Origin of the sequence: Thalassobacillus cyri, from assembly GCF_900107755.1 — a bacterium.
Lineage (GTDB): Bacteria > Bacillota > Bacilli > Bacillales > Halobacillaceae > Thalassobacillus > Thalassobacillus cyri.
Genome location: NZ_FNQR01000005.1, coordinates 139,814 through 161,995 on the forward strand (window position 1 = coordinate 139,814; position 22,182 = coordinate 161,995).

A 22,182-nucleotide genomic window follows, 5' to 3' on the forward strand; every position below is an offset into this window, starting at 1 on the left:
AGAGGCTCTTTTGTTACATAGTAATATTACCTGAATGGAGGAAGTTCCGATGAAAAGGGCAGCATATATTAATGACTTAGAGAAGTGGAGAGCTGGTTTTCAATTTAATACTCAAGTTCGTATCCGCTTTTCTGAAACCGATCAATTCGGACACATGAATAATACAGTTCCATTTGTGTATTTTGAAGAAGCGCGGATTGAATTTATGAAGCACTTAGGTTTTTTTCTGCACAAGGATAAAGAACCGAAAGTAGTGCCGGTGGTCGCAGACCTTCAATGTGATTTTCATAGACAGTTATATTTTGATGACACACTGGACATCTATGTAAAAGCTGATCATATCGAAAAACTTCCTTTGACCTTCATTACCTTGCAGTCAACCAGGACGGTGACATAGCTTTAACCGGACGGGGGAGACTCGTGCAAGTAGACTCGGTGACAGGGAAATCTGTCCCTCTAGATGAAGTATTCAAAGAGAAACTGGCAGAACAATCGACTGCTTGTATTTGACAGCGAAAAATCTTTTATATTTTTGTATAATAGAGAGGTCAGCGGTTGACTGCTGACTTCTTTTTATAATGAAGTATTTTTCTTAAGGGAGGGAAGAGCGGCGTGGGGATCTTCAGCAAGAAAAGTTTAATCATAAGTTTATTCTTTGTCTTGTCAGCTTGTTACTTGTTATACGTTTCATTAGCTTACCCCTACATAGGAATTGAAGTAGAGGAGCGGGCTGAAGAAGTGACAATAGTAAACTTAGAAAAGCAAGGATGGGCAATCAATAATAATGTCCCTGTTGGTAGTAGTGTCATTACCATTGACGGTAAGCCTCCACTTGAACACTTCTCTGTACCCTTGAATGGAGAAATTGAAAAGGTACATACATTTACGATCGAACACGAGGGACAACGTGTTCAATATGAAAATATCGATGGAGTGAGTCTGCAGCATTGGCTGCTCTATATCATCCTGCCTGTATTGTTCTTTTTAGTGATATCAGGTATTGCCTATTTTTTATATGGACAAGGACGCCCACGGCATTCTTCTCATTTGTTGATATTGTTTTTTTTGACTATTGCTCTTGGGTATATGTCGAATAGCGGGGCAATTCGTGATGATCTATATGCTTCTTTTCTCAATGTAGCTATGTTTCTTTTTGCTCCAGTAATACTGTTGCATTTCTTATATGAATACTTTAATGAATTTGATGTTAAATGGTTTTCCCGCTATATCTATCAACTGTTGTATATTATTGTAGGTGTGATATCTTCTGCGGAAGCGTACTTTTTGATGACGCTTTATTATCCGTCATTTATGGACAGGTTACCGGCAATCATTTTATTCTTTCTAATTCTATTTTCACTTGGATTGATCCTTTCCGGATATTTTAAATACAGGACGACCCGTTATGGTCCTATGTTCAAATATATGAACCTTGGAATGGGCATCGCTTTTTTGCCTTATATTTTATTTTATCTAATTCCGGGTTTGCTTATTAGAGAGCATATTATTCCATTGGATGTAGCAGCTATTTTTGCTTTTGCATTACCGGTTACGTTCGTGTATTTGGTTACACGACAACGATTGATGGATATTACCTTTGTCATGGGAAGGGTCCGATATTATACAATTATCAGCTTTTTGCCCAGTATTATTATCTTAGTGGTTGGATCTTTGTTAGTAGACCCTTTATTACCTGCCATTACACTTGTGCAGTTATATCTATTTATCCATGTCGTTTTCATCATTTTTTTATCTTTAAAAGAAAGTCTCGATTTTCGATTGCAGCGCAGGCTGATTGCAGCTAAATATAGCTATCAGGATAGTATGCACCGGTTATCGCAGGATATGAAAAAGGAAACAAACGTAGTGGAATTACTGAAACGTTTGCGTTATGAAATAAAAAATGTATTGAATGTAAGAGAAGTTTATGTCTTCTCGAAAAATTTGAAAGACCAGTTTTATTGTGTGTATAAACACGTACCTGAAGGGGTATTTGAATATGTCGAGAAGTATTTGAAAGATTCGCCAGCTGAAATCGGTGATTTGATTGAGACCGATGAAGGATTTGGGATAGTGGTCGGTCATTCATTAAATAAAATGACCTTACTTTGGTGTACAGGAAAGAAAGATTTCACGACGTTGAATCGTGATGAAAAGACGTACCTTCAAACTATCGCTCACAATACAAATATTGCGCTTGAGAACCTATCGTTGATAGAAGACCTGGTGAAAGAACTGAAAGCATTGAAAAATGACCAAACTCAGCAATACCCGACTTGGTTGTCACGTTTGCTTTTTACGATAGCAGAAAATCAAAGAAAGCAATTATCCATCGACCTTCATGATACGGTACTTCAGGAACAATTATATTTATATAGAAAAGTAGATGATTTATTACAAAATCGTCCCGCTTTATCTGAAAGTTTGAAAACCGAGTTGGACATGTTCAGAGAATCATTACTAGACAGTATTCATTTGATCAGAGAAACTTGTAATGAATTACGCCCTGCCTTCATTGAAGAATTAGGATTAGTTCAATCGCTCCGCAACTTGATTCAACAATACCAATTACGTTCAAATTTTACTGTTTATTTTGATGATCGCTGGTTTAAGGCAGAATTAGATCAGGAAAGAATCCTGGCAATTTATAGAATTGTACAGGAATTGCTATCTAACGCCATGAAACACTCGGATGCAAAGATTGTAAAATTGCATTTATATAGTGACGAAAACAACATTTATTTACAGTATGCTGATAACGGGATAGGGATGGATTATTCCGTACAAAAGGATCTTTTCTCTCATTTCGGTCTATCGGGAATCGAGCAAAGGATCAACGGATTTTTCGGAGAAATGAATGTAGAAACAGCACCTGGGGAAGGTTTTCAGATGCATGTTTCCATTCCGCTTACAGTTAACAAGGGGGTATTGGCATGAATAAAATATTAATTGTTGACGATCATCCAGCTGTTGGCGAAGGTACAAAAGCGATGTTAGAACAAGAAGAGGATATTCAAGTGGACGTAATTGCAAACAGTGAAGAGACGGACACCTACTTGGCAGAAAACAAATACAATGTCCTCTTGCTTGATCTTTACATGCCAGGTTTAAATGGAGTCGAATTAGCAAAGAAGGTGAGGCGTCGCTTCCCCGATATCATCATATTGATTTATACAGGATTTGATTTGAGTACTCATTTCAATATGCTGGTTGAAGCTGATATTTCTGGATTTGTAAGTAAAACTGCCAGCAAAGAAGAATTAGTGACAGTCATTCGGTGTGCGTTGCGGGATGAAGTAGTTATCCCGCTTCATTTATTCAAGCAATTACGCCGGACTGAAGCTTGTCCGAGCAATCAGGCAGATTCACCCGAAGGGGCTGCTATTTCATTGAATGAAAAGGAGCAATCGATTCTTCAAGAAATCGCTGCCGGCCTGACGAATAGGGAAATCGCACAAAAGCTCCATATGTCCCAGCGTAGTGTAGAATATACGTTAACTGGAATTTTTAATAAATTGAATGTCAGATCACGCACGGAAGCACTATTACAAGCCCAAGAATTAGGATTAATCTCTAAATCTTCATAGAAGCGGAACAGCAGTCAATCTCCCTTCATACGATATCATGACTAAATAATTCCCTCGCAGGGCAGCTCAGAGAGCAAGGAGGGGTACACATTTGAAGGAGAACGACTACAGGCCAAAACAAATCCTGACGAAACGCGAAAAAGAAGTTTTTGAGCTCCTTGTCCAAGATAAGACTACAAAAGAAATAGCAAAAGAACTTTTTATCTCTGAAAAGACTGTTCGCAACCATATTTCAAATGCCATGCAAAAACTGGGTGTCAAGGGGCGATCCCAAGCGGTCATTGAGCTGTTAAGGATGGGGGAATTAAAGCTTTAGTTCACTTTTAATTGACGGTTAATGAACTGCCGTTCCTTTAAGAATCACAAGTTTTTTGTGATTCTTTTTTTATCCTTTAACTAATAAAGTTTAACTTTGTTAGTTAAAGGATAAAAATACTTAAGAAAATACTAAGGCTTTCGCCATAAGTACTTGGTGACATGACAGTTTTTCTAATATTTGATTGCATATTTTTAGAAGACGAAGAATTATATAAACTTCTTTCTTGAAATTTTACATGGAAACAATGAGAATGTAGGAAAAGCTTATTCATTGAGGAGTGCGTGGATTTGGCAAAGACCCAAACAACAACCGTAATTTCTGAGATCGAGAAAGAAATGAGATACATATCCGGCATTATAAAACAAAAAGGCCGGGAAATATTAAACCATTATCCGATTACTGCCCCGCAATTTCTAGCATTGCAATGGTTATTAGAAAAAGGGGATATGACAATTGGTGAACTTTCTAATCATCTGAACCTTGCGTGCAGCACTACCACAGACCTTATGGACCGAATGGAGAAAAACGAACTGGTAGAGCGTATAAGAGACCCTAAGGATCGGCGTGTAGTGCGCATACATGTTTTAGCCAAGGGGACGGCAATCATTCATGAAGTTATTGAAAAACGACAGGCTTATTTAGAAGGTGTTTTAAAAAATGTACCTGCTGAACAGGTCGAAACTTTAAACCAGCTATTGCATATGCTTCATGACCAAATGCTGGAATCCGATCAACAAGCAACAGAATGATCAGTCATCTAAGAAAGAGGAGGAAGGATTGTGCGACAAGCAATTGGTGTTATCGATTCTGGAGTAGGCGGGTTAACAGTGGCGAGAGAGTTGATGAGACAGCTGCCTAATGAACAATTGATTTATCTGGGGGATACAAAGCGCTGCCCATACGGTCCCAGGTCCAAAGAAGAAGTGGTTGCATTTACGTGGCAAATGGTTAATCACTTACTTGAAAAAAATATTAAATTATTGGTAGTTGCCTGTAACACCGCCACAGCATTTACCTTGGAGCAATTACAACAACAATTGGATATTCCGGTTATCGGAGTCATCCAACCCGGAGCGAGAGCTGCTATTAAGGTAAGTAAGAATAAACGGATAGGTGTAATAGGCACGGAAGGAACAATCAGCAGCGAAGCCTATACAAAAGCATTACACTATATTGATAAAAGCATTGTCGTAAAAGGTCTGGCCTGTCCGGCGTTTGTACCGATGGTAGAAGATGGGATATTAGAAGGTGAAGTAGCTGAGGAAACTGTTAAAAATTCTCTTCATCCACTAAAGGTGAACAATGGCATCGACACACTGATTCTAGGATGTACCCATTACCCATTAATAAGGCATCTGATTCAGAAAGAAATGGGGTTAAACATACAAGTCATCTGTTCCGGAGAAGAAACAGCCCGTGAAGTGAGTTTAATTTTAGCTTATCAGGATTTAACTTATCAGGGAGAAGAGAAACCGAATCATGAATTTTACTCCACTGGCGACTTGGATAAATTTGAAAGAGTAGCCAATGTTTGGTTTGAAGAACCGATACAATACTTGAAACCAGTTATTATAGACTGATACTTACCTTTATGAAGCCGTCTGGTAATCTTCCAGCCGGCTTTTTTGACTTTTAATAATCAGGTCATTGGTCTAAATTCCCCACGAGCTCGTATATATAATAGTACAAACCATCATAGGAGGGGAATGCATGAAAATGCGTGTTATTGGCACACTGGTGATCGGCCTGTCGAGCACTTTGTTATTAACAGGATGTTTTTTTGAAGGCGAGCAGTCCATAGAAAAGATGGACGCACCTCAGGACGTAGACTATATAGATCAAAATGGTGAGGAAGCAGAGATGAACGCCGGTGAAACGGCTGAGGATACAAGCGAAGAAGCAAGCGAAGAAGCGACAGGAACTACCAGCCGTCAACTCTATTTATTAGATGCCAATGGAATGGTAGTACCTCAAACTCTGGAACTTCCTAACATTTCCAGTAAAGAGGTGGCTACCCAATCGCTGCAGTACCTGGTGAAGGGCGGTCCAGTAACCGAGCTGCTTCCTAATGGGTTTGAAGCAGTACTGCCTGCAGGTACAGAAATATTGGGATTGAACCTTAAGGATGGGACAATGATTGTCGATGTCTCAAAAGAATTTGCAGATTATGCACCAAAGGATGAACAAAAGATTTTACAAGCGATGACCTATACGCTTACCCAATTTGATAGTGTCGAGCGCATTAAACTGTGGATCAATGGCCATGAGCAAGAGGTTATGCCGGTTAATGGCACCCCGATCTCCAGTGGAGTTTCCAGAGCGGATGGGATTAATGTATATGCGAGTGACGATGCTGACCCTGTGGATAGTAAAGCAGTTACGCTTTACTATCCTGCACAAAACGACAATCAAGAATTCTATTATGTACCTGTAACCACTCATCTCAATACATCGAATGATCAATCCTATGAGTCAATCGTCAAAGCATTAGTGGAAGGACCTGCATTCGACCTTCCCCTTCTGTCAGCTTTTAACGATGAAGCTGAACTAAAAGGGACAAGCTTGGAGGATGGGGTTTTAACATTATCATTTAACGAAGCCCTACTCTCCAATCAAGAAAAGCAATCTGTTTCCAAACATGTAATGAAGAGTTTAGTCATGACAATGACTGAACAAGCTGATGTAGAAGCGGTGGAAGTACAGGTGGATGGAGTGGATCAGGTATACAGTGAAGAAGGTTCCCCGTACGCTGAACCTGTTACAAGAAATGATATCATTGGAGCAGATAGTTTATAATAAGTTTATAAAGCCCCCGAAAAAGGGGGCTTTTTGACTTGATACGAGGCATGCTGATGCTACGCATTTCTGATTAATTATGTTAAGATGGGCAAGGATATGGAAAAAGGAGGACGTTATCATGAGAGCAGACGAGCGAAAGAGAAATCAGTTGAGACCAATTGAAATAGAAACGGAATATGTAATGCATCCAGAAGGATCTGTGTTGATCAAGGTCGGAAACACAAAGGTTATTTGCAATGCCAGTGTCGAAGACCGCGTTCCCCCTTTTATGCGTGGCCAAGGCAAAGGTTGGATTACCGCTGAATATGCAATGCTTCCTCGTGCTACGGATCAGAGGAACATCCGTGAATCTTCCAAAGGAAAGGTTTCTGGGAGAACAATGGAAATACAGCGCCTGATTGGTCGGGCATTACGAGCTGTGGTTGACCTGGATAAAATCGGTGAACGAACTGTCTGGGTAGATTGTGATGTGATTCAGGCAGACGGAGGGACTCGTACAGCCTCCATTACTGGAGCTTTTGTAGCAGTAGTACTTGCTTTTGGAAAGCTTTTTGATAAAAAGGTATTGAAAGAAATGCCGATTAAAGATTACTTAGCAGCAACTTCTGTCGGGGTGCTTCCTGATGGTTCAGAAATTCTTGATTTATGTTATGAAGAAGATAGTAAAGCACATGTAGACATGAATGTGGTCATGACAGGAAACGGAGAGTTTGTAGAATTACAGGGTACGGGGGAAGAAGCGACTTTTTCTATGTCCCAGTTGCAGAATATGCTTGAATTAGCAAAAATAGGAATGGAAGAGATAATTACTATTCAAAAAGAAGCAATTGGGTCTTATACAGACCAAGTTGATAAAGCAATAGCAAGTGATAAAAAATGAAAGAACTGATTATAGCTACTAAAAATGTTGGCAAGGTCAAAGAGTTTCAGGAATTATTCCATAAATATGACATCCAAGTCAGATCGCTTCATGATTTAGAGGAACCGATTGGTGACATTGAAGAGACAGGCAGAACATTTGAGGAGAACGCTCTTATAAAAGCAGAAGCGATTTCCAATCAGTTGAACACCCCAGTACTAGCGGATGACTCAGGTCTTGAAATAGATGCCCTGGATGGCAGGCCAGGGATATATTCCGCACGATATGCCGGTGAAGAAAAAAATGATCAAAAAAACCTGGAAAAGGTTTTAGCTGAATTGGAAGGTGTAGCTCCAGAAAATCGGAGCGCCCGGTTTGTATGCAGTATAGCTATTATCCAGCCAGGTCAGAAATCTCTTGTGAAAAGAGGGACTTGCGAGGGGAGTATCGGTTTGAAGCCGAAAGGGGAAAATGGGTTTGGGTATGACCCTATCTTTATTCCGGATGGGTATGACCGATCCATGGCCGAACTTAAACCAGAGGAAAAAAATACGATCAGTCATCGCAGGAATGCAATTTTAAAAGTAGAGGATTGGCTGAAAGAACTAGAGTGAGAGGAGGACGTTCTATGCCAAGTATTCTTATTATGAGTGACAGCCACGGAATGACTGAAGAGGTAATGGATATTAAACAAAAGTATGAAGGGCAAGTAGATGGTATGATTCATTGTGGAGATTCTGAGCTCGAACTTTCCTCTGAAGAATTGCAAGGCTTCTATTATGTTAAAGGCAATGTAGACTTTGATCCTGGTATGGAAGAGGAAAAGTCTTTTACTATTGAAGGAATCACATTCTTCATTACCCATGGCCATCTTTTCAACATAAAGTCAACATTAATGCCGTTGAATTATCGGGCTGAAGAAGCAGGAGCTGATGTTGTCTGTTTTGGCCATTCCCATATGGCGGGCGCTGAAAAGGTGGACAACCGGTTATTCATTAACCCTGGCAGTTGTCGTCAGCCGAGAGACCATAGAGAGCCCACATATGCATTGTTAAGCTGGACGGATAAAAGCGATATAAAGCTTAAGTATTACAATATGAATCATCAGCCAACAGAGTTGAAATTTCATACATCTTTAAGGTCAGAGGGCTAGACCCCTGACCCGATTTAGGTGTTGACAAACTAAAAGAGAGTTAATATAATAGGTCTTGTCTCTAAAAAGACCATGTTGTTATATTTCTATACTTTTCGGTGCCTCGAGCAGCTTGATTACTTCCATTAATTAAGAAGAGAAAGAGGCATGACAGTACGTAAGCAAGACAAAAAACCACCTTTTATATCATGCGGGTGTAGTTTAGTGGTAAAACCTCCACCGAATAGGCTGCGAGTTGCCTCGACGGATTCACTTCAGTGATTTAACTGGTAGAGGAAGAGGCATGATAGTGTGTAAGCAAGACAAAAAACCACCTTTTTATATCGTGCGGGTGTAGTTTAGTGGTAAAACCTCAGCCTTCCAAGCTGATGATGTGGGTTCGATTCCCATCACCCGCTCTTCTAAAGACTGTGTAGAAGTTCTAAATAAATTCAATAAACAACTTAATAGGTCCTGCCATTAATCTTCTAAATACACGTCCCAGTAGCTCAGTAGGATAGAGCAACGGCCTTCTAAGCCGTGGGTCGGGAGTTCGAATCTCTCCTGGGACGCCATTTTATTACTACATACAAAGCGTTGGGGAAGCCCAGTGCTTTTTTTATTTACCTAAAAAAAGCCTGTGCTTAATCTTAGTGTTGATTTTACAGATAAGCTTCCTTTACATGAAGACTCAGTTTCGAGATAGTGGGTCCGTTACCACAAGAGAAATGGGATGGTCTAGGAAACAAATCGCTTTCCAGCTTCATCGCCTAAACACTCGCGACATAAGCAGTCCATCAACGGGAAGAAGGCCTTTCTTCCGTGGGAGTCTCGCCATTTCCCTTCCCATCCAGCCAGTTTTGTACTAAACGGCCCCTTAATTAAGAGAATAGTGCACAAGGGGCGTAGAGAAACGGTGAGACTCCTCGAAATGCTAGGAATTGCTTCGTGCGGTGTTTCTCAGGGATGACAATTCAAAGTCTGTGGGAAATGCGGGATCGCTGAGGCCCCCGCAAGGCGAAGCCTGAGGAGACTCAGCACACGCCCACGGAAAGCGAATCTTTCCCGAAGTACCTAAACTCCAACAATATTTCGAAATAAAGTCTTCGACTTTACAGTCAAAATGTTGAATATACCTCTTACAAAACCCAATAACAGCCTTTAACAGAGACAAAAGAATAAAAGTATCATAGTCCTTAAAGCAAAGAAATTTCAGGATGTATTTTTTATAAATTAAATGTTTGTTTTACTTGAACTCGGGAAAAGATAGAAAGATAATAAAGAATAATACATAGAGCGGTTAGGAAGGGTGTCCTATGAAAAAGAAACAAGGGAATATTGTCATGTTCCCCAAATGGAAAACCAGGCTGGAAAATGAGGGATTAAAGGCCATACAAGAGAAGCGTTATGAGGAAGCGCTGGAAACATTTGAACCTTTGTTTGAACATGATGTTGCTTCACACGATGTCGTGACAGGGAAACTGGTCAGTTTGATGGAGCTGGGAAAGTATGAAGCTGCTGAGGAGCTTTGTGAATACCTCATGAAACACGATGAGGATAATTATTATCAATATTTACATATTTATTTAACGATTTTATTTCAAACTAGCCGATATGAAGAATTGGTAGGTCTATTGGATGAAGTCTTCCAGGAAGAAGATATGCCTCAACAAATGCGCACCCAATTCTGGCAGTTATATGAAGTTAGCAGGAAGCTGGTCCAGGAGGATGATGAACAGCAAAACAACAAGTTAGTAGATGAATTTTTTGAAGGCTTGAGTGATGAAGATATACATAAGCAATGGCGATCGATCATTAAACTTAGAAAATTAAGTGCTTCTCCCTATATCCAGCCTTTTGAGGACCTCCTTACATCAGAGCAGCTGCATCCGATAATTAAAACAGGGATTATCCAATGGTTTCAGGAGCATCAGGTCAATCGTAATATGGAAGTTTCTAAATTTGGATTGACTGAACGTATCAATCCATCTCAATTGAAGGAACTTCATTCCGATTATGTGATGCAGCAAATGAAAATGAGGCTGGGGGATATGGAGCAAAAGAACCCGACGATGTATGAAATTGTACAAAATTTGCTTTATCGCTACCTGTTTGTCCGGTATCCATTATTTCCGGGGGACGAAGAAGTGCCGCAAATTGTAGCTGCCTTAAGACAGCTCGGACATGAATACTTGCAGCTGCCTTCTCCAGTGGTCGAAGAATCAGAAAAAGTGGAGGAGTACAAACACGAAATTCTCTTATGCGAGCAGCACTATACACTTATTATGGAAGAGTAGCATTACCTTTAAAGTAAATTCCTTGATCGATAGGGATACATATGTTGAAAGGTGTTTCTTTTATGTTATAATGTAGTGGTTGCAAATTTAGATTCGTATGTAAATAGAATCAGAGAAAAAATGAACCTCGCCAGTGGCGAAAGGAAATCATAGATGTTGGAGGGAATTTTTATGTCAGCAAAATGGGAAAAAAAAGAAGGTAATCAAGGGGTCCTTACGGTAGAAGTCCCTGCCGAAGAATTTGATCGTGCGTTGGATCAAGCGTTTAAAAAAGTAGTGAAGCAAGTACAAGTGCCAGGATTCCGTAAAGGGAAAATGCCACGTAAACTATTTGAACAGCGCTTTGGTGTAGAATCTCTCTACCAGGATGCTTTGGATATCGTTCTACCAGAAGCTTACATGAACGCTGTACAGGAAACTGAAATTGAACCTGTCGATCGTCCGGAAGTAGATGTTCAAGAAATTGAACAGGGTAAGGGAGTAACTTTCACAGCCGAAGTTACTGTAAAGCCTGAAGTAGAACTTGGCGAATACAAAGGACTTGAAGTGGAAGAAATGGATACAGAAGTAACTGACGAAGATGTCGAAAACGAATTGAAAACACTTCAAGAGAAGCAAGCAGAGCTTGTGGTAAAAGAAGAAGGAGAAGTGGAAGAAGGCGATACGGTAGTCATGGACTTTGAAGGCTTTGTTGATGGTGAAGCATTCGAAGGCGGCCAGGCAGATAACTACTCCTTAGAAATCGGCTCAGGAAGCTTCATTCCAGGATTCGAAGAACAGCTGCAAGGTAAAAAAGCTGGGGAAGAAGTAGAAGTAGAAGTTACTTTCCCTGAAGAATACCATGCAGAAGAACTTGCTGGTAAGGAAGCAACTTTCAAAGTTAAAATTCATGAAGTAAAAGCAAAAGAATTGCCTGAACTTGATGATGAATTCGCTAAAGATGTAGATGAAGAAGTTGAATCATTGGACGAATTGAAAAAGAAAACTCGTGAGCGCCTGGAAGAACAGAAAAAGACAGACGCTGAAAATACGAAGCGTGATTCATTAGTTCAGCAAGCATCTGAAAATGCGAGTGTGGAAATTCCAGATTCAATGGTTGATACAGAACTTGACCGTATGATCCAGGAATTCGAGCAACGCCTGCAAATGCAAGGCATGACTAAAGATATGTACTTCCAGTTCACTGGTTCCGATGAAGAAGGTCTTCGTGAGCAAATGAAAGAAGATGCTGAAAAGCGGGTTAAGACTAATTTGACTTTAGAAGCAATTGCTAACGCAGAAGATGTGGAAGTTTCTGATGAAGATGTCAACGCTGAGTTGGAAAACATGGCTGCTATGTATCAAACAGATGTAGCTAATCTTACCCAAATGCTTGGTGGCAATACGGACATGATTAAAGAAGATCTGAAAGTCCGTAATGCAATCGATGTCCTAGTGAATAACAGTAAAACTAAATAATTTTTTATCAAAAACAAGGCGCGGCTAACGTGCCTTGTTTTCTCATATCCATGTATATATTAGCTCCCGGAAAGATAGACTATTTTGTAACGATAAGAATGAAGGTGGGTTGTAATTACATATAGTATAAAAAGTGGGACAGCCAGCATTTAGAACAACATTTTCTGTCGAATTTAGGGATATTCTATTGTTTGACTTATCTCTAACAAATCTACATAATGGGGTTGACGCAAGTAACAGAAATTGTGTCATTCTTATAGTGTTTTACTTTGTATGCCAACTTATATTTGTTATGATAGGCTAAAGAAACTGTTGCAATTGGTGAGACCGAAATGATTATAGATTTTTTGGCTGATATAAATAAGGGGTGAATTGGATGTTTAAATTTAATGATGAAAAGGGACAATTGAAATGTTCTTTCTGTGGAAAAAGCCAAGAGCAAGTTCGAAAACTTGTAGCTGGACCAGGTGTTTATATATGTGATGAATGTATCGAGTTATGTACAGAAATTGTAGAAGAAGAACTCGGGAATGAAGAAGAAGTAGAATTTAAAGAGGTACCTAAACCACAGGAAATCCGTGAAATCCTGAACGATTATGTCATCGGGCAGGATCAGGCGAAGAAGAACTTGTCGGTTGCAGTATACAACCATTATAAGCGTGTAAATGCAACTCCTAAGAATGATGATGTCGAGCTGGCGAAAAGTAATATCTGTATGATTGGACCTACAGGTAGTGGTAAAACGTTACTTGCTCAAACATTAGCACGTATATTGAATGTGCCATTTGCGATAGCAGATGCTACATCTTTGACTGAAGCTGGTTATGTAGGGGAGGATGTAGAAAATATCCTGCTTAAACTAATTCAGGCTGCAGACTATGATGTAGAAAAAGCTGAAAAAGGTATCATTTATATCGATGAAATTGATAAAGTGGCCCGTAAGTCAGAAAACCCTTCTATTACACGTGACGTTTCAGGTGAAGGGGTACAGCAGGCGTTGCTTAAGATCCTGGAAGGTACTACGGCTAGTGTACCTCCTCAAGGTGGAAGAAAGCATCCACATCAGGAGTTCATTCAGATTGATACTACTAATGTTTTATTCATTGTTGGGGGAGCATTTGATGGAATCGATCAAATCATCAAACGCCGTCTTGGTAAGAAGGTAATCGGTTTCGGTTCCGAAGATACAAATGAAGAACTGGATAAAGGTCAATTACTCTCAAAAATTCTACCAGAAGATCTCCTTCGTTATGGGTTAATTCCAGAATTCATCGGACGTCTTCCTGTCATTGGAAGCTTGTTGCCTCTAGATGAAGATGCATTGGTTGAAATTCTTACCCAACCGAAAAATGCTCTTGTTAAACAGTACCAGAAGTTGCTACAAATCGATGATGTCGAGTTGGAATTCGAAGAAGATGCGCTTCGTGAAATTGCAAGAAAAGCAATTGAACGGAAGACGGGTGCTCGTGGACTACGCTCCATCATTGAAAACATCATGTTAGATGTCATGTATGAACTACCATCAAGGGATGATATAGAAAAATGTATCATCACCAAAGAAACTGTGTTGAATGAGGATGGTAAGCCGAAGCTGGTTTTGACCGATGGAACCGTACAGGATGAAAATAAAGAATCACCAAAAGAAAGTGCTTAAGCTTAGGTAGTTATCGTCAAAGCGAATGAGCTGAAGATTCAGGCCGCGCTGCAATTAGACTGTAGCGCGGCCTGCTTTCATTACTGCTTTCTAGAGTGATACAGAATGATGATAGAGTAGCTTATATAGGATGAAATGTACTACATAGGTAACACTAAATATCAGGAAGAAACCGGTCAAAAGACCTCACTCATTTTACAATGTACATGCTATTTAATACGATAAAAGTACGAAATTGCTAATCCATTTGGAGGTGCGCAAAATATGACAGCTAATCAAAAGAAACAGATTCCCCTCCTGCCCCTAAGAGGACTGCTTGTATATCCCTCAATGGTGTTACACCTTGACGTAGGTAGAGATAAGTCCGTCAAAGCCCTAGAGCAGGCAATGATGAATGATAATGAGATATTTTTAGCTTCTCAAAAAGAAATGAATATCGATGACCCAACACAAGACGACATTTATCCATTTGGCACCATAGCTAAAGTGAAACAAATGGTTAAACTTCCTAATGGAACAAATCGTGTACTTGTAGAAGGTCTCGTTCGTGCTGAAATCGTCAATTTCTTATCCGACGATGAATTTTATGTGGTGGAAGTCGAAACACATAAAGACCAGCATGGTAATATCAATGAAGAAGAAGCACTAATGCGTACGCTGTTACAACATTTCGAACAATATATTAAAATTTCAAAGAAAATCAGTAAAGAAACCTTAGATACGGTAGCTGATATCGATGAACCAGGTCACTTAGCCGATATGGTCGCTTCCCATTTACCATTAAAACTGAAAGAAAAGCAAGCAGTTCTGGAAACCGTCAACGTAAAAGACCGTTTACGGCATCTAATCGAACAAATAAGTAATGAAAAAGAAGTCCTTCAAATTGAAAAGAAAATCGGTCAACGAGTCAAACGTTCTATGGAGAAAACACAAAAAGAATATTATCTCCGGGAGCAAATGAAAGCAATCCAGAGTGAGCTGGGAGATAAAGACGGAAAAAGTGGAGAAGTAGCTGAATTACGAGAAAAGATACATGAAGCTAACATGCCAGAACGTATTGAAGAAGTAGCACTAAAAGAGTTAGGCCGCTATGAAAAAGTACCACAAAGTTCAGCAGAAAGCTCTGTGATCCGTAACTATATCGAATGGCTGGTATCACTCCCGTGGAGTACCGAAACGGAAGACAACCTGGAAATACACAACGCCCAAAGGATTTTAGATGAAGATCACTATGGACTTGAAAAAGTGAAAGAGCGAGTATTAGAATATTTAGCTGTCCAACAGCTGACACAGTCTATCAAAGGACCTATTTTATGTTTGGTTGGTCCTCCGGGGGTCGGTAAGACTTCACTGGCAAAATCCATTGCTAGGGCAGTCAACCGTAAGTTTGTACGAGTTTCCCTGGGAGGAATACGCGATGATGCTGAAATTCGCGGCCATCGGCGTACCTATATCGGAGCTATGCCTGGGCGGATTATTCAGGGTATGAAGCGAGCTGAATCAATCAATCCAGTCTTCTTGCTGGATGAAATTGATAAGATGGCAAGCGATTTCCGGGGGGACCCATCAGCAGCCATGCTTGAAGTTCTTGATCCAGAACAAAATAGTACATTCAGTGACCATTTCATTGAAGAAAGTTATGATCTTTCCAAAGTAATGTTTGTCGCAACAGCCAATAATATGTCTGCTATTCCAGGCCCGTTGCTTGATCGTATGGAAGTCATTTCGATTGCCGGCTATACAGAAGTTGAAAAGCTTCATATTGCTAAGGAGCATTTGCTTCCTAAGCAAATTAAAGAAAATGGATTGACGAAAGGCCAATTGCAATTCCGGGAGGAAGCTTTGCTAAAACTGATCAGAACCTATACCCGTGAAGCTGGCGTTCGTAATTTGGAGCGGGAACTTGCCTCTATTTGCAGGAAGTCTGCAAAAATCATTGTTGCAGGGGAGAAGAAGCGTGTAGTTGTAACAGAGAACTTATTGGAAGAATTATTAGGCCGTCCCAAATATCGTTATGGGCAGGCGGAAGAGGAAGATCAAATCGGAACAGCTACTGGCCTGGCTTATACCTCTGCAGGTGGAGATACACTTTCTATTGAAGTATCGATTTATCCTGGAAAGGGCAAGCTGACGCTGACAGGTAAGCTTGGAGATGTAATGAAAGAATCGGCTCAGGCAGCTTTCAGCTATATTCGTTCCCGAGCAGAAGAATTAAAAATCGATGTGGATTTTGTTGAAAAAAATGATATTCATATTCACGTACCTGAAGGGGCTACACCAAAGGATGGACCATCAGCAGGAATCACAATGGCAACTGCGCTTGTTTCAGCATTAACTGGTCGTCCGGTCAGAAAAGAAGTGGGTATGACCGGGGAAATAACACTGCGTGGACGGGTATTACCGATCGGAGGTCTGAAGGAAAAATCCCTCAGTGCTCATCGAGCGGGTCTTCGTAAAATTATTATCCCTGCAGATAATAAAAAAGACTTAGAGGATATTCCTAAAAGTGTCCGTGATGATTTAGAATATGTGCCCGTCAAACATTTGGATGAAGTGCTGGAACATGCCTTATTGGAGGATAAAAATGAAAGTAAATGATGCTGAGCTTGTCATCAGCGCTGTCAGTAAAAAACAGTACCCATCTGATCACTTACCTGAAATAGCATTGGCAGGCCGATCTAATGTCGGAAAATCATCTTTTATTAATAAGATGATACAAAGGAAAAGTCTTGCCAGGACTTCTTCTAAGCCTGGAAAAACTCAGACTTTGAATTTTTATAAAATAAATGAAAAGTTTTATTTTGTAGACGTTCCTGGCTATGGGTATGCTAAAGTATCCAAGAAAGAAAGAAAAAAATGGGGCGAGATGATGGAAGAATACTTCGCGGAAAGAGAAAACTTGCGAGCTACCGCTTTAATCATCGATATACGTCACCAGCCGACCGAAGATGATATCATGATGTACGATTACCTGAAATATTTTGAATTACCGGTAATGGTAATCGCTACAAAACTTGATAAAATCCCAAAAAATAAACGTGATCAGTATATAAAAATTGTAAGGAAAACTCTAGAAGTCGAAGAAGAGGATATAGTCATTCCCTTTTCCTCAGAGACAGGGGAAGGCAAAGATAAAGCATGGACAGCTATGCTGTCATATTTGAACTAAATAAATACCCGGCCATCTACACAGGATGACCGGGTATTTTTATAAAAAAAGGTTTAACTTGGACAAAAATGGTTATTATAAGGTCTGGTAATTAAAATATTTACCTAGTAAGTCGAGTATTTCCCTGAAATTCTAAGGAAAAGCAATGTTCACCTGGCTCTTCCTGGTTCAGACGAGCTTTGTTCGCTATAATAGCCTAATTTGAATTTTGAGAAAAATCAGATTGGTTGTTATGATGAAGGGTGTTCTTATTCTAAAAAAAAGAAAAGGAGAGGATTACGAGAAATGAAAAAAATATCTTTGTTTTTATTTAGCGTATTAATGCTTTTCGTACTCGCTGCCTGTGGAGCCGGTGAGTCAGAAGAATCGACAGAAAAACAGAACGGTGAATCTCAAGGTGGAAGCGAATATAATTTAGTAGAAGATGGGAAATTCACTTTTGCTGCATCGGGTGAATTTCGTCCATTCAGTTCAACCGGACCTTCTGGTGAGATGGAAGGATTTGATATAGACGTTGCTAATGCAATTGCTGAAGAGCTGGGCTTAGAGCCGAATCAAAAGAAGTTCAAGTTCGCATCTATTGTAGAAGGTGTAAAAACCGGTCGTTTTGACGCCGCAGTTGCCAGCCACACAATCACCCCTGAACGTCAAGAGGAAGTTGATTTCTCCACCCCTTACTACTACTCAGGTGCCCAGGTTTTTGTTCGTCCCGATAGTGATGTAGAATCACTGGATGATTTAAAAGGTAAAGAAATTGCAGTTTCTAAAGGTTCTACTTATGTAGAATTCGCAAATCAGGTAACCGATAAGGTTCAAAGTTATGACAGTGATGTCGTGGCATTGCAATCACTGGATAAAGGTCGTCATGATGCGGTGATCACTGATTTTTTGACTGGTAAAGAAGCAATGGGCCAAGGCTTGAATATCGAAGGGAAAGAAATGATTGAGCGTAGTGAACAGGCAGTAGCAGTCGCAAAAGATAACGAGAAACTTTTGGAAGCAGTCAATGAAGCTATTGAAAAGCTGCGTGAAGACGGGACTTTGACAGAAATCAGTAAAAAATATTTTGGAGAAGATATCACCACAAAACCAGAGTAAAAAGTCAATAGAAGAGCACGCCGGGCGTGCTCTTTTTACACTTTAAATAAGCTTAACCTGGCTGAATGGTTAAAGTATAAGAAATGCTAAGTCTATCGCCATAAGGGTCTGGCGTTAAGCCTGTTTTTTTTAAACATTAGGAGGAGCTGAACGTTTTGTACTTGAATATCATCAAATTTGGTGAAGCCTTATTCGAAAGTAGAAATCTTTTTGCTGAAGCTGCATGGCTGACGCTTAAGCTGACTGCTGTTTCGATATTCATTGCCATATTTATCGGACTATTTTTTGCATTAATTAAAATATCAAAAATAAAAGTTTTGGAATGGATAGCGAACTTTTATATTTTTATAGTAAGAGGTACACCATTAATCGTACAAATATTTGTTTTCTATTATGGACTTACTGAAATAGCGATGATTTCAGGATTTTGGTCGGCAACATTGGGGCTGGCTTTCCATAACGGAGCCTATATAGCTGAAATCTTCCGAGGCTCGATTCAGTCGATCGGAAAAGGCCAGACAGAAGCGGGCAGATCTCTTGGAATGAACCGCTCTCAGACGATGAAAAGAATCATTCTGCCGCAGGCATTCCGAAGAGCCCTGCCTCCACTTGGCAACCAGTTCATCATCGGTTTAAAGGACTCTTCTCTCGCGGCATTTATTGGATTGACAGAAATTTTTGGAGCGGCTACTACGATGGGTGCCAATACCTTTGATTATATGACCTGGTTATTGGTGAGTGCTGTTTACTACTTGATACTAGTCTTCTTGTTGACCTTAGTAGTATCATTCATCGAAAAGAAAATGGCGGCAAGTGATTAAAGGAGGAGGAACAAAAGCGTGTCAGATGTTAGAGAAATGATTCGAGTAGAAAAACTGAATAAATCTTTTGGTGCTCTTCATGTTTTGAAAGATATAGATTTTACAGTCAAAGAAAGTGAAGTGGTTGTACTCATAGGGGCAAGTGGCTCAGGGAAGAGTACACTGCTGCGCTGTTTGAACTTTTTAGAGTTGAAAAATGATGGGAAAGTTATTATTGAAGGGAAAGAGACAGACCCCAAAAAAGATAACTTGAATGAGGTAAGACAGAAAGTGGGAATGGTATTTCAGCATTTCAACTTATTCCCTCACAAAACAGTGCTGGAGAATGTCATAGAGGCTCCTACTCAAGTAAAAAAAATTAAAAAAGCACAGGCGGTAAAAGAAGCAAAGGAATTATTAGCTAAGGTAGGGCTGGGAGATAAAGCCGATGTTTATCCCTCCCGTTTATCTGGTGGACAAAAACAGCGGGTGGCCATTGCACGTGCATTGGCGATGAAACCGGATATCATGCTATTTGATGAACCCACTTCCGCTCTCGATCCAGAACTTGTAGGGGAAGTGCTGGCAACTATGAAGGAACTTGCGAAAGAAGGGATGACGATGATTGTTGTCACCCATGAAATGGGCTTTGCTCGTGAAGTTGCCGATAAAGTTGTATATATGCATGACGGGCGTATTGTTGAAGTGGGTGAGCCTAACCAATTGTTTGATAACCCTCAAGAAAAACGGACACAGGAATTTTTGAGTTCTATCTTATAAATGAGTTTTTCTGGGTTATCTTAGAAGTTATAGCCTAGGTTCATCCTGAATTAATATTAATACTAGCCTTACTTTGACTTTCAAATGAAAATCCCGGACACCATAAAGGCCCGGGATTTCATTTGTTTCTTTTATTCTTAGTGTTCTTCTTATTCTTTAAGAGGAACAGGCCGATAATGACCAGCGCTAATGGCCAAAATTGCTCGATAAGGGCAAATAACTGATAGACCCAATGAAACCACCCTGGATTAACCGGAGAAAATAAGGCGAATAATCCAAGAACGACTAATAACAGACCTGGTACCAAACCCTGCTTTGTTTTATTAGAGCGAAGTACGAACGCACTTCCGATAATGAGCGGGTAGACACCCCAGTGATCGAGCCAAAACCGGTAAGTAGTAAGCCCGTGGAAATGGATCCCGAATCCTAACAGTACAGCGCCAGCAAAAATATTATGGAATTCATTCGTAATATAACTATGTAATAAAAACGAAATACCGATAATCATTAAAATTGTCGGCCAAGAATAAAAATCAGTTAATAGGGGAATATGTAATTGTCGCAGTAAAAAATAAGCTCCTAAACCAATCAATAGAAAACCTGTAAAAGTGTTCTGCCTTCTCATGTCCAGCCTCCCTTTACATATGTCGAATTGTTGCGTATATACCTAGGTTGTGGTACATTACAGTCGGGTTTGATTTGTTTACGAAGGGATTACATTTATTTGTCTTTTATTTAATCCTACCATAGAGTTTCATATTCTGTTCATAATTTCCATCAGTTAGTACTATTTCTCATGTTATAATGTACTTTATAAAATACTGCTCGTCAGGAAAGTTTTTTGGGGGTAGATGATATGCACATTTTAGTTGTCGGCGTAAATTATAAAACAGCCCCAGTAGAAATCAGGGAAAAACTCACGTTTTCTGAAAACCACATTTCGGAAGCTATGGTTGAATTGAACCAGCGAAAGAGTGTGTTAGAAAACGTGATTATTTCCACATGTAATCGAACGGAAATTTATGCTGTCGTTGATCAACTTCATACAGGACGCTATTATATCAAACAGTTCTTGTCTGATTGGTTTGAGGTGGAGAAAGAGACATTTTCCCCATACTTGTCTATTTATGAAGGTGATGGTGCCATGGAGCACTTGCTGCGCGTAACCTGTGGCTTAGATTCTATGGTCCTGGGTGAAACTCAGATTCTTGGTCAAATGAAGCAGGCCTTCCTACAGGGGCAAGAAGTGAAAACCACTGGTACCATTTTCAACCAATTATTCAAGCAGGCAGTAACACTCGCTAAGCGTTCCCATAAAGAAACAGAAATTGGAGAAAATGCGGTGTCTGTCAGTTACGCTGCTGTTGAACTAGCTCGGAAAATCTTCGGTGACCTCGTCAACAAGCATGTGGTCATCTTAGGTGCAGGGAAAATGGGTGAACTTGCTGCCAAGAACCTGCAAGGCTCCGGGGTGAAACAGGTTACGGTAATCAATCGAACGCTAGCTAAAGCACAAGTAGTTGCTGACCAATTCAATGGAGAAGCTAAAACGATTGATGATTTGTCAAAGACATTGAAAGATGCGGATATTCTAATCAGTTCCACTGGTGCTAAAGATTATGTGATTACAAAAGAAGTGATGGCTCCTATTCAGAAAGCGCGCAAAGGGAAGCCGTTATTCTTAGTAGACATTGCTGTGCCACGGGATCTGGATCCAGCTATGGAAGCATTGGAAAGTGTATTTTTATATGATATTGATGATCTGCAGGGGATTGTTGATGCTAACCTGGCTGCAAGACAACAGGCAGCGGAGGTTATCGAAATCATGATTGAAGAAGAGATAATTGCATTTAAGGAATGGCTGCAAACCATTGGTGTAGTGCCCGTCATCTCCGCTTTAAGGAATAAAGCATTATCGATCCAATCAGAAACAATGAAAAGCATTGAGCGTAAAATGCCAGATTTGACTGAGCGGGAGAAGAAAGTGTTGAATAAGCACACGAAAAGTATTATCAATCAGATGTTGAAAGATCCTATTTTGCAGGCCAAGGAACTGGCAGCTCAACCGGATGCGGATAAGTCACTGCGCCTGTTCACGCAGATATTCGGAATCGAAGAGCGTGTGCAGAATGAAATCCAGGAGCAGCAACAGAAAGATAATAAAGTGGTGTCCCTGGATCGTAATGGGGAACTATCCCTTCCTACCATAAGAAATGCTTCCACACACTAG

At 40.1% G+C, this 22,182-nt stretch carries 19 protein-coding genes, 2 tRNA genes and 1 pseudogene; 21 read left to right on the forward strand and 1 reads right to left on the reverse strand.

What is annotated here, in order from left to right; all coding sequences use genetic code 11:
* Window positions 1–49 precede the first annotated feature (49 nt).
* The 20 genes and pseudogenes from BLV00_RS08115 (at window position 50) to BLV00_RS08210 (ending at window position 19,952) form a co-directional block, all read left to right on the forward strand.
* A pseudogene (locus tag BLV00_RS08115) lies at window positions 50–510 on the forward strand (acyl-CoA thioesterase).
* A gap of 102 nt (window positions 511–612) precedes the next feature.
* Window positions 613–2,937, forward strand: a complete 2,325-nt coding sequence (locus tag BLV00_RS08120) for a sensor histidine kinase (RefSeq protein ID WP_093044280.1) — start codon at window positions 613–615, stop codon at window positions 2,935–2,937.
* Entirely contained in the window at window positions 2,934–3,587 is a 654-nt protein-coding gene (locus BLV00_RS08125) for a response regulator transcription factor (RefSeq protein ID WP_093044282.1), read from the forward strand. Before BLV00_RS08120 ends, BLV00_RS08125 begins: the two co-directional genes overlap by 4 nt.
* Window positions 3,588–3,678: 91 nt before the next feature.
* Complete coding sequence (locus BLV00_RS08130) at window positions 3,679–3,903, forward strand: helix-turn-helix domain-containing protein (RefSeq protein ID WP_028783382.1); 225 nt, start codon at window positions 3,679–3,681, stop codon at window positions 3,901–3,903.
* A gap of 290 nt (window positions 3,904–4,193) precedes the next feature.
* Window positions 4,194–4,655, forward strand: coding sequence for a MarR family winged helix-turn-helix transcriptional regulator (locus tag BLV00_RS08135; protein ID WP_425441658.1), 462 nt, complete (start codon window positions 4,194–4,196; stop codon window positions 4,653–4,655).
* Between the two features lie 30 nt (window positions 4,656–4,685).
* Complete coding sequence (racE, locus tag BLV00_RS08140) at window positions 4,686–5,486, forward strand: glutamate racemase (protein WP_093044284.1); 801 nt, start codon at window positions 4,686–4,688, stop codon at window positions 5,484–5,486.
* Between the two features lie 130 nt (window positions 5,487–5,616).
* The gene (locus BLV00_RS08145) at window positions 5,617–6,702 is read left to right on the forward strand and encodes a GerMN domain-containing protein (protein WP_342722297.1); all 1,086 of its coding nucleotides are present in this window, start codon (window positions 5,617–5,619) and stop codon (window positions 6,700–6,702) included.
* Window positions 6,703–6,823: 121 nt separating this feature from the next.
* Window positions 6,824–7,585: a ribonuclease PH gene (rph, locus tag BLV00_RS08150; RefSeq protein WP_093044286.1), complete on the forward strand. Its 762-nt coding sequence runs from the start codon at window positions 6,824–6,826 to the stop codon at window positions 7,583–7,585.
* A complete protein-coding gene (locus BLV00_RS08155) occupies window positions 7,582–8,178 on the forward strand; it encodes an XTP/dITP diphosphatase (RefSeq protein WP_093044289.1) in 597 nt (198 codons plus the stop codon). Before rph ends, BLV00_RS08155 begins: the two co-directional genes overlap by 4 nt.
* 14 nt (window positions 8,179–8,192) lie before the next feature.
* Window positions 8,193–8,717: a metallophosphoesterase gene (locus BLV00_RS08160; RefSeq protein ID WP_093044291.1), complete on the forward strand. Its 525-nt coding sequence runs from the start codon at window positions 8,193–8,195 to the stop codon at window positions 8,715–8,717.
* 327 nt (window positions 8,718–9,044) lie between these two features.
* Window positions 9,045–9,115 (forward strand) — tRNA-Gly (locus BLV00_RS08165).
* Between the two features lie 79 nt (window positions 9,116–9,194).
* Window positions 9,195–9,271: transfer RNA gene (locus tag BLV00_RS08170), tRNA-Arg, on the forward strand.
* Window positions 9,272–10,012: 741 nt separating this feature from the next.
* Window positions 10,013–10,993 (forward strand): tetratricopeptide repeat protein, encoded by a 981-nt coding sequence (locus tag BLV00_RS08175; RefSeq protein ID WP_093044293.1) that lies wholly within the window; start codon window positions 10,013–10,015, stop codon window positions 10,991–10,993.
* A gap of 171 nt (window positions 10,994–11,164) precedes the next feature.
* Window positions 11,165–12,451: a trigger factor gene (tig, locus tag BLV00_RS08180; protein ID WP_093044295.1), complete on the forward strand. Its 1,287-nt coding sequence runs from the start codon at window positions 11,165–11,167 to the stop codon at window positions 12,449–12,451.
* A 376-nt stretch (window positions 12,452–12,827) separates the two neighbouring features.
* Window positions 12,828–14,105, forward strand: a complete 1,278-nt coding sequence (gene clpX, locus BLV00_RS08185; RefSeq protein WP_093044297.1) for an ATP-dependent protease ATP-binding subunit ClpX — start codon at window positions 12,828–12,830, stop codon at window positions 14,103–14,105.
* Between the two features lie 264 nt (window positions 14,106–14,369).
* On the forward strand, window positions 14,370–16,703 hold the full coding sequence (lon, locus tag BLV00_RS08190; protein ID WP_093044299.1) for an endopeptidase La: 2,334 nt from the start codon (window positions 14,370–14,372) through the stop codon (window positions 16,701–16,703).
* Window positions 16,690–17,274 carry a ribosome biogenesis GTP-binding protein YihA/YsxC gene (yihA, locus tag BLV00_RS08195; protein ID WP_093044301.1) on the forward strand — a complete coding sequence of 195 codons (585 nt, stop codon included), beginning with the start codon at window positions 16,690–16,692 and terminating at the stop codon, window positions 17,272–17,274. The genes lon and yihA overlap by 14 nt, the downstream gene beginning before the upstream one ends.
* A 285-nt stretch (window positions 17,275–17,559) precedes the next feature.
* Window positions 17,560–18,372 carry a transporter substrate-binding domain-containing protein gene (locus BLV00_RS08200; RefSeq protein WP_093044303.1) on the forward strand — a complete coding sequence of 271 codons (813 nt, stop codon included), beginning with the start codon at window positions 17,560–17,562 and terminating at the stop codon, window positions 18,370–18,372.
* Between the two features lie 170 nt (window positions 18,373–18,542).
* Window positions 18,543–19,193 carry an amino acid ABC transporter permease gene (locus BLV00_RS08205; RefSeq protein ID WP_425441660.1) on the forward strand — a complete coding sequence of 217 codons (651 nt, stop codon included), beginning with the start codon at window positions 18,543–18,545 and terminating at the stop codon, window positions 19,191–19,193.
* A gap of 36 nt (window positions 19,194–19,229) precedes the next feature.
* Window positions 19,230–19,952, forward strand: coding sequence for an amino acid ABC transporter ATP-binding protein (locus BLV00_RS08210; protein ID WP_176791418.1), 723 nt, complete (start codon window positions 19,230–19,232; stop codon window positions 19,950–19,952).
* 118 nt (window positions 19,953–20,070) lie between these two features.
* Here BLV00_RS08210 and BLV00_RS08215 read toward each other — a convergent pair whose 3' ends face one another.
* Window positions 20,071–20,577 carry a LiaI-LiaF-like domain-containing protein gene (locus tag BLV00_RS08215; protein WP_093044309.1) on the reverse strand — a complete coding sequence of 169 codons (507 nt, stop codon included), beginning with the start codon at window positions 20,575–20,577 and terminating at the stop codon, window positions 20,071–20,073.
* 231 nt (window positions 20,578–20,808) lie between these two features.
* On the opposite strand from BLV00_RS08215, the gene hemA reads away from it, so the two are divergent.
* Window positions 20,809–22,182, forward strand: coding sequence for a glutamyl-tRNA reductase (gene hemA, locus BLV00_RS08220; RefSeq protein ID WP_093044311.1), 1,374 nt, complete (start codon window positions 20,809–20,811; stop codon window positions 22,180–22,182).